Annotated in this window: 13 protein-coding genes; 3 read left to right on the forward strand and 10 right to left on the reverse strand. The window is 38.5% G+C overall.

The window, feature by feature from the left end:
• From AC52RT_RS14945 to AC52RT_RS14985, 9 genes are all read right to left on the reverse strand, one after another.
• Window positions 1-505: pseudouridine synthase (locus AC52RT_RS14945; RefSeq protein WP_495541480.1), on the reverse strand; the 505-nt coding region annotated here is incomplete at its 3' end.
• A gap of 231 nt (window positions 506-736) precedes the next feature.
• On the reverse strand, window positions 737-1,276 hold the full coding sequence (locus AC52RT_RS14950) for a spore maturation protein (RefSeq protein ID WP_495541481.1): 540 nt from the start codon (window positions 1,274-1,276) through the stop codon (window positions 737-739).
• Window positions 1,277-1,870, reverse strand: coding sequence for a nucleoside recognition domain-containing protein (locus AC52RT_RS14955; protein WP_040374481.1), 594 nt, complete (start codon window positions 1,868-1,870; stop codon window positions 1,277-1,279).
• Entirely contained in the window at window positions 1,863-3,008 is a 1,146-nt protein-coding gene (locus tag AC52RT_RS14960) for a D-alanyl-D-alanine carboxypeptidase family protein (protein WP_495541482.1), read from the reverse strand. Before AC52RT_RS14960 ends, AC52RT_RS14955 begins: the two co-directional genes overlap by 8 nt.
• 119 nt (window positions 3,009-3,127) lie before the next feature.
• On the reverse strand, window positions 3,128-4,000 hold the full coding sequence (locus AC52RT_RS14965) for a superoxide dismutase (protein WP_495541483.1): 873 nt from the start codon (window positions 3,998-4,000) through the stop codon (window positions 3,128-3,130).
• A gap of 121 nt (window positions 4,001-4,121) precedes the next feature.
• Window positions 4,122-4,610 carry a YpuI family protein gene (locus AC52RT_RS14970; RefSeq protein ID WP_495541484.1) on the reverse strand — a complete coding sequence of 163 codons (489 nt, stop codon included), beginning with the start codon at window positions 4,608-4,610 and terminating at the stop codon, window positions 4,122-4,124.
• 41 nt (window positions 4,611-4,651) lie between these two features.
• The gene (locus AC52RT_RS14975) at window positions 4,652-5,044 is read right to left on the reverse strand and encodes a hypothetical protein (protein WP_495541485.1); all 393 of its coding nucleotides are present in this window, start codon (window positions 5,042-5,044) and stop codon (window positions 4,652-4,654) included.
• 66 nt (window positions 5,045-5,110) lie between these two features.
• A complete protein-coding gene (gene scpB, locus AC52RT_RS14980; protein WP_495541486.1) occupies window positions 5,111-5,692 on the reverse strand; it encodes an SMC-Scp complex subunit ScpB in 582 nt (193 codons plus the stop codon).
• A complete protein-coding gene (locus tag AC52RT_RS14985) occupies window positions 5,679-6,446 on the reverse strand; it encodes a segregation/condensation protein A (protein ID WP_495541487.1) in 768 nt (255 codons plus the stop codon). Before AC52RT_RS14985 ends, scpB begins: the two co-directional genes overlap by 14 nt.
• Before the next feature lie 221 nt (window positions 6,447-6,667).
• Between AC52RT_RS14985 and AC52RT_RS14990 the strand changes: the two genes are divergently transcribed.
• The gene (locus tag AC52RT_RS14990) at window positions 6,668-6,760 is read left to right on the forward strand and encodes a YjcZ family sporulation protein (RefSeq protein ID WP_081704860.1); all 93 of its coding nucleotides are present in this window, start codon (window positions 6,668-6,670) and stop codon (window positions 6,758-6,760) included.
• Between the two features lie 119 nt (window positions 6,761-6,879).
• Window positions 6,880-7,410, forward strand: coding sequence for a DUF309 domain-containing protein (locus tag AC52RT_RS14995; RefSeq protein ID WP_495541488.1), 531 nt, complete (start codon window positions 6,880-6,882; stop codon window positions 7,408-7,410).
• A 108-nt stretch (window positions 7,411-7,518) separates the two neighbouring features.
• On the opposite strand, the gene AC52RT_RS15000 is transcribed toward AC52RT_RS14995, so the two are convergent.
• On the reverse strand, window positions 7,519-7,884 hold the full coding sequence (locus tag AC52RT_RS15000) for a GNAT family N-acetyltransferase (protein WP_495541489.1): 366 nt from the start codon (window positions 7,882-7,884) through the stop codon (window positions 7,519-7,521).
• Window positions 7,885-8,343: 459 nt separating this feature from the next.
• On the opposite strand from AC52RT_RS15000, the gene AC52RT_RS15005 reads away from it, so the two are divergent.
• A partial coding sequence (locus AC52RT_RS15005) for a DUF1002 domain-containing protein (RefSeq protein WP_495541490.1) occupies window positions 8,344-8,688 on the forward strand: 345 nt, incomplete at its 3' end.

Below are 8,688 nucleotides of genomic sequence, written 5' to 3' on the forward strand. Positions count from 1 at the left end.
CTGAAAGTACTTTAGTCTTGGCCGGAGCTGTCACTCCATCCTCTAGTTTAATTCCTTTTTCCAGCTTTTTAAGATCTTCACGGAAAGGCATTCCTTTTACTTTCGCCACATAAATTTTTTCTACTTCATGTTTGGGATGCATCATAATATTCGCAAATTCACCATCATTCGTCAAAATCAGCAAACCTGATGTATCGTAATCCAAACGTCCAACCGGATAAATTCTTTCTGGGATCTCTGGGAAGAAATCTGTTACAACTTTTCTGTTTTTATCGTCTGTTACAGCTGAAATTACACCACGTGGTTTATAAAATAAGAAATACACTGATTTTTCTTTCTCCATTGGCACTCCATTTACTTCAACTTTATCATGAAGGCCGACTTTCACACCCAACTCTTTCACTACCTTGCCATTAACCTTTACTTTTCCTTCGGTAATCATTTCTTCTGCTTTTCGTCTTGATGCAAGCCCTGCATGGGCAATAACTTTTTGTAATCTTTCCATCTATCTTCACCTCTAAAGTTTCCTTTTGATTTGTATATCTCTTACTGCAATCATACAATTATTACACATTGAAGCAAAAAAACAAACGCTTTTTATTATATACTAACTGTTCCCTAAAAAATGGACCCTTATGAAGTGTACCACAAGGACTTTTGAATCATCAAAAAATGGACTGCTGAGTAATTTGACAGAACGCAAAAAAGAGCTGGTATCTTCCAGCTTCTCATGCATTCATTTCGTTCCAAACACAAGAACCACAACGACGATTGCGGCAATAAGACCAACTAAATCTGCCAATAAACCAACCTTAACCGCATCACCCATTTTTTTAATTCCCACAGCGCCAAAATAAACGGTAAGGACATAAAAGGTGGTATCGGTGCTTCCTTGAATCGTAGATGCAAGTCTGCCAATGAAGGAATCCGGACCATGAGATAAAATTAAATCACTTGTCATACCAAGAGCCGCTGTTCCTGAAATTGGCCGAATAATGGCAAGCGGCAGGATTTCAGGCGGAACATGAATAGCTGTAAGAACGGGCCTTAACAGTTCGACAAGAAAGTCAAGTGCTCCTGAGGCACGAAAAACCGATATCGCGACAAGCATCCCTACTAGGAAAGGAATAATAGAAAATGATATTTCTATTCCCTCTTTTCCCCCTTCAACAAAGGTCTCATAAGTAGGAACTTTTTTAAACGTTCCGTAAAGTAAAATAATGCAAATTAAAATAGGAATCATCCATATAGATATAGCTGCCATCCATTCAATCATCTATTCCACCCCGTTCCGTTTACGTCGGTAATAAAAATAGCGGTCAATGGCGATTCCGCCGATTGCTGATATAATTGTAGCAATAATCGTTGGGAATACGATGTCAGTCGGAGAAGCAGAGTGATAGTTCAATCTAATAGCAATGACCGTTGTTGGAATTAGTGTGACACTTGATGTGTTGAGTGCTAGAAACGTTATCATCGATCGACTGGCGGATGACTTGCCTCCATTAAGCAGCTTCAGCTGTTCCATCGCTTTAATCCCGAGTGGTGTTGCCGCATTTCCAAGGCCGAATAAATTGGCCATCATATTGGATAAGATATACCCCATGGCCGGATGCTGCGGAGGAATATCAGGAAATAGCCAGGTAATCAACGGTTTAAACAAGACAGAAAGCTTGTCTAACAATCCTGCAGCCTCCGCAATTTTCATCAGTCCAAGCCAGAAGACGAGGATGCTCATTAGACCCAGACAAAGTGTAACGGCCTCTCTGGCACTAACAAATAACGCTTCATTGACCTGTTCCATTGTTCCATTTACCATAGCGAATAAAACACCTATTAAAGTCATCCCAACCCATATATAATTAACCATTTTTGATTCCCAGTATAGAAAGGAACATTTCCTTCCATACAGCACCCAAACTAGTTGAACTCATAACTTCTTTAGGTTTACCATAAAAAACAGATCGTCTTCCTATTTCTTTGCCATCAAGATAAATCACAGCTTTACCCACCACCTCAGGAATATCACGTTCATCCTTCCAATGAGGCTTCAATAAGAGATAATCAATTTTCACCTTATCTTCTTCATCTTTTTTTAATGGATAAACAAACTTCGTTTTAATATATAAATTATTTTGGTATTGTTTAATCCTGACTTTCTTTACTTCCCCAGCAAAAAGAATTTCTTCTTGATGATAGGAAGTAAACGTAGTTTCGAACATATTAATATGATCGTTCCAATCATCTGGACCATTTAACGTAACCGCAATTAAATTCATATTATCCTTCGTGGCCGTCGATACAAGGGTCCGTTTTGCCAGTTTAGTATAGCCTGTTTTCCCCCCGGTACTATATTTATATAAACTTGTCAGCAATCTATTTTTATTGGTCCATTTATAATCCCAGTTTTCCATAGAATTCGGTGCCCGATGTACTTTCGTTCCGGCTATTTTCTTATATTCGTTATTATGCATAGCGTATCGAGTTAAAAGAGCCATATCATAAGCAGTTGAGTAATGATCTTTCGTATTATCAAGTCCATGAGGATTGGTAAAATGACTATTGGTCATCCCTATTTCCTCTGCTTTCTTATTCATCAAAAAGACAAAGCCCTCTGGACTGCCGCCTACTTCTTCTGCAATCGCTGCCGCTGCATCATTGCCTGAACGAAGCATTAATCCATAAACCAAATCTTCCAGCTTCATTTTTTCACCATGCTTTAAAAAAAGTGAAGACCCTTCTGTACCAATGGCGTCATCACTTATTTTCACGGTCTTATTCATTTTTCCTGATTCAATAGCTAGTAGTGCCGTCATTATTTTCGTAATACTTGCAATCCGGCTTATCTCATGAATATTCTTTTCAAATATTACCCGGCCGCTGTCTTGATCCATTAAGATAGCGCTTCTTGCAGTAACAACGGGTTCTCCGTGCACTTTTTCCGGCAGCACTCCCGTACAAAGCAAACAAATTAACAAAAGGGGCAGCACCCTATTTAGAAATCTCAATGTATTCCCCTCGTCCCTTTAGTGGTTTTGTACAAGTTTATGCAAAGAGACAAGGGTTATTACAAGAAAAATCGAGCATCATATTCATGGATCTCTTTTAAGTACCTGTTGGACGCTATTCAATAAGGCTTCCATTTAATTGTCTGTGCTTTTTCAAAGCGTTCACTAACATTGTTCCAGTTGACCACGTTCCACCAATTATCCACATAGGCTGCTTTTTTATTTTTGTATTGTAAATAATAGGCATGCTCCCAGACATCAAGGGCTAGCAGCGGGATTGTATCCCATTGAGTTAAAATCATATGTCGTTCTGTCTGCAAGATTTCAAGTCGGTGTGCACGCGGGGACCAGACAAGGATTGCCCATCCTACTCCTTCTACTTGCTTCGCTGCCTCACTGAAATGCTTTTTAAAGGCATGAAAACTGCCAAAATCCTTCTCGATTTGCGCGAGAAGCTTGCCAGTGGGTTTCCCCCCGCCCCCTGGTTTCATACTTTCCCAGAAAATCGTATGCAAATAATGACCTGAGCCATGGAACGCAGCTTCTCGTTCCCAGTGCTTTATCAACGAATAATCATTTGTTTTTCGTGCTTTTTCCATCATTAATTCCGCTTTATTTAACCCATCAACATATGCTTGATGATGCTTATCATGGTGCAGACGCATCGTTTCTTCCGAAATAGCAGGTTCTAACGCATTATAAGGATATCCAAGCGGCGGAAGCTGATGTTTGCCAATAGGTACACTCATTTTTTCTCTATCCGGTTCATTCGTCAATATGGATGAACATTGATCCGCAAACAGGCGTAATTCCTCATTTAACATGACCAGATCTGCCTCAGTTGCTTGACCTGCTTCGATTTTATCAAGCAGTACATTAATCCTTTCGTTACAGTAAAGCATTTCACCATCTCTAAACTTACCCGGGATTAATTGAGATGTCTCTTTCAGCCACTCTCGAATATCAACTACGTACTTCTTCCATTTCTTCATTTTTTCTACCTCCTCTAGGCAACTAGCAAGCTATTTTATGAATCCTAGGAGGTATAGGTGCACAAAAAAAGCTTTATAAAATCCGCTCTGTCTAACCGCAGAATTTATAAAGCTTTATCAACTATTTTGATTGCATCATTTTTGTTCGGTAATCCGTTTCATAGAATTCCAATTCTTCACGAAATGTTTGGAAGTTTGCCTCAAGATTCTTTAGAAGCTGAACGATACGATCGGGAACCTCACCATGGAACTTAATCGAATTTTTCCCTGTGTACGCGGCACGGCTGTCTTCAAACCACCGATCAGATTTTGGAGAGAAATATTCCTCAATACATTGGTGGTAAACTCTGTATAGGGTTTTTTCTGCGGCACCTTTATGAAAGATCTCATTATTAAGGATGATCTGGCAGGTTTCTAGATTCTCCTCACAGTTAACAAGTAATCTTCTAAGCCCAGATAGGATGCCCTTATAATAGAGATCCTCTCCCAGCTTCTCTTGCTGCAGCTGCGAGAGAGTGGTTTCATTCAAGAACTCCTCAAGTCTGCTTACCGTATCGCCTAAAAACGTTCGCACATCATCAAGCTGAGATTTAACCATTGAATTACCCAACCATGAACCCTCCTCAGTAAATTTTTACAGGTATAATCAGTTTATCTGTTTACAATCGCACTTTGTCCCTGATCCAGACATTTAATTGTTTGTTTTAGGAAATCAAAGTCGAGATTTTTGAAGTAAGCGGAGAATTCTTCTTGTGAATTCAAATATAATCGTTTCCGTCTCGATAAATTGGCATCATTCATTAAACAAGCTAACGCTACAATATCATAAAAAAAGAAATTTCTTGTCATTCCTTTATAAAGAGGATTTTCAGTAAATGGTGTTAGTTCTCGCAAAAGCTCATCAAAAACCCGCAAATACACAACATGAAACCTTTTTTCTTCATTTCCTTCTTTATACCTAACGGTTGACCGATTGAAGAGATCCTCGGGTGAATTTGATTTTTCTTTTTCAAGCTCAAGACCTGCACATTCGAGAATTTCCACATCCACACCTCGATATCTCAAATATTGTCATATTAGTAGTATATTAACACATTTTCAGTGAAAATGTTATTCGATTGAGCCTTTAAATGTCTCGAAAAATAAATCTGCTTCTTCTTGTTCGAAATCCTGGTCATTTTGGCCATCTAGAGCAGGAAGTTCCTCTATCCCATTAAGTCCAAAGTAATCAAGAAATTCTTTGGTGGTTCCATATAGATAAGCTCTTCCGGAACCTTCCATTCTACCAACTTCTTTAATTAATGCTTTAGAAACAAGGGTATGAATCGGTCTCTCTGTTTTTACTCCCCGGATTTCTTCAATCTGTGCTTTAGCAATTGGCTGTTTATACGCAATAATGGCTAGTGTCTCCAAAGCAGCCTGAGATAGTCCATGAGAGCTTGATGTCTCCACCAGTTTTTTCAGATAATCCGAATGTTCTTTTTTAGTTACAAGCTGGAAAACTCCTGCAAGCTCCAGTAATTGAATGCCTCTTGATTCTTGCAGATATTCTTCTTGTAATTCAGTGATAATGTCTTTTGTTTCTGACTCAGTTAATTCTAATACTGAAGCCATTTGCTTTAACGCTAAGCCTTCATCTCCGGCTGCAAAAAGCATGGCTTCTAGTATGCCTTTCCAATTAGTAACTTCCAACTGCTCCTACACCTTCCTTAGCTGCAACAAAGATCTCAGAAAAATTCGTATCTTGTTCCACATGGATTTGATTTAATTTCATTAACTCCAATACGGCCAAAAAGGTAATGACGATATGTTCCTTTTCAGGTTCAGGGAATAGAGAAAAGAAGCTGGTTCTGCCGCTTAAGGAACGAAGATTCGTTAATATTTCGCCCATTCTCTTATCTATAGATATTTCTTGTCTAGTCACCTTGGTATGTAATGGCTTCTGTAATTTTTGCCGGCGAAGCAATTTTTGCAAGGCTCCCAGCATGTCATACAAGCTGATATTCAGTTCTGGCTTCACCGTTTCCGTTTCCTTAGTGAATTCCGAGAAATCACTCGGCGGTTTTGAGAAAAATAAACTCCGCTCTTCTTCTAACGTTTTAAACTCTATCGCAGCTTGCTTATATTTTTTATATTCGAGCAGCTTTTCAACGAGTTCCTCACGAGGATCCTCTTCAAGCTCCACCCCATCTTCATCATAGGATGTCTCGTCCTCATGTTTAGGCAGCAGCTGCTTACTCTTAATCGCCAGCAAGGTAGCAGCCATCACTAAATATTCACTTGCAATATCTAGTTCGAGACTCTTCATCGTATGGATATACCCAAGGTATTGTTCAGTAATTTCAGCCATCGGAATATCATAAATATCAATCTCCAGCCGATTGATTAAATGAAGAAGTAAATCCATCGGACCTTCGAATGCATCAATTTTAATATTATAACCCACTATAAAACCCCACTATAAATCATGATTGTCTTGTTTGTTCATCGAGTTCCATCCTTTAGTATAGAGGATTGCCTTGTTTTATCCAATAACAATCTTCGTTTTCAGCTATTGAAAAATTTCCTAGCCCGTCTTTTATAAAATACAGGCCGGAGCCCATACATAAATTTCTCCCGTGCATATTTTAAAAAGGTAAGCAGTAAGAAGTTAAAGGAGGTACTTACATGGGAGAAGGCGGATTCGGTTTCGGAGGCGGCTTTGCATTAATCGTAGTACTGTTCATTTTGTTAGTCATCATAGGTGCATCCTGGTTATAAACTAATCGGGGTATCAAAACCTGCTTGCCATAATGGCAAGCAGGTTTTTCTGTAAACATTCAAGCTCAAGATCTCATATGATACAATTAGGATAAATTTTTCGGAAGGGATGTTTGCAAATGAGCTATCCAGCTGAATATATTGATTACTTAGTCGAATTTCATGGAAGCCGTGATTATTTTGAGTGTCATGAAATTCTTGAGGAATATTGGAAAGAGGTTTCACCTGGTGAACGGGATTCACATTGGGTCGGATTTATCCAGCTTGCTGTCGCACTCTACCATCAACGGCGTGGGAATTACAATGGTGCAGCAAAAACGATAAAAAAAGCGAAAGAAATCCTTTCAAAAAAAGAAGATGTTATAACTGAACTCGGAATGAACCCGAAAGAATTGCTCGATATGATTACGCTAATTGAAAGACACATACATAACCAAACCCCTTATCAGAGCATCACTCTCCCATTAACTGATACAGAATTGATAAATGTCTGCCAGACTTCCTGTAAGAATTCCGGGTTTTCCTGGTGTATGCCAAGCAATTTAAACAATGCCGATCTCATACATCGTCACACATTACGAGACCGCACAGAGGTCATTCAGGAAAGAAACAGGCAGTTGCGGTTACGCAGGAAAAAAACACAAACGTAAGCATAAAAAAAGCGATTCCTATAGGAATTGCTTCTTTTTTATTTTTTAATAGACAACAAGCCAAAGAAAAAAGCTATCCATTACCAGGAATAGCATCTTTTCTTCTATTTATGCAGGTGTTTCATTTCCGGGCAGATTACATTTACCAAAAAACTCCGCTACATCATCTGTCGGTTGGACCTCTTTATCGGGATACTGCTCAATGATTGCTTTCACCATTGCCTTGCCCACACCTTGGGCCCTGAAGGAAGGATTGACAGAAATATGCTGAATTTTAATGATTCCTTCTTGAGAAAGATTAAGACCAGCCACACCAATTATTTCTTCTTCTTTCCATAGCAAAAGCTGCAAACTTTCATCAGATTCGTAATCCTTCATTGTCGTCTGTAATTTTTTTATGTCCTTTAAATCCGGCATAAACGACAATAAGCCCATTGCAATTTTTTCATGATTTTTTTTATATCTTATAAACATAGGATCCCTCGTCACTTAAGTACGTAGTATTTTTAAGAATATAGTACATCATACATAATAATACCTGTTCTTTCAATGCTACCCTAATTAGCATTCTCCTCGGTCAAACGATGAACACCCAGTAAATAATTCCCCAAACCAATCCCATCACTAGCAGGAGCGCAAGCAAGATATAGTTGTTTTGTTTCATAACAGCATAGCTCTCCTTCACCCGGTAAGTTCACGCATCAACTTTTATATGTCGATTCCATTCTACTATAACAAGTCTTTACTGACAAATCAGGTTTTAATCTTTTTGTAAAATACTTAGAAGGTAAAGACTTTTTCGTTCGTATTCTATATTTTTCTTTGTAACTTTAGGTGAATCTGCTTATACTAGATAGCAGCTAGAAATTTCCTTTTAATTTAAAGTGAATCTTTTTGTATCGATTTTCGTCTAGCATAATAAGGAGGCAGACTATGAAACAGATCATGATAAAAAAGTATTGTATTATTGCTTTAATTTTATGTTTATTCTTCCCAATTCGTGCTTTTGCTGATGCGGCAGTTGGGGATCAAGTGGTAACACTGGGTGAAAATTTGACCACTGAACAAAAAAACATGCTGCTCGCTGAAATGAAAGCACCTGCAGATGTAGAAACCTTAACCGTCACTAACCAAGAAGAGCATGAATATCTTGGGAAGTATATTGCTAAACGATTAATTGGAACCAAAGCGATATCCTCTTCTTCTATCACACTAGAAAAAGCAGGTACAGGTTTGACGGTGGAAACAAAGAATATTAATTGGGTTTCAGAAGAAATG

Source organism: Peribacillus sp. (genome assembly GCF_059453735.1).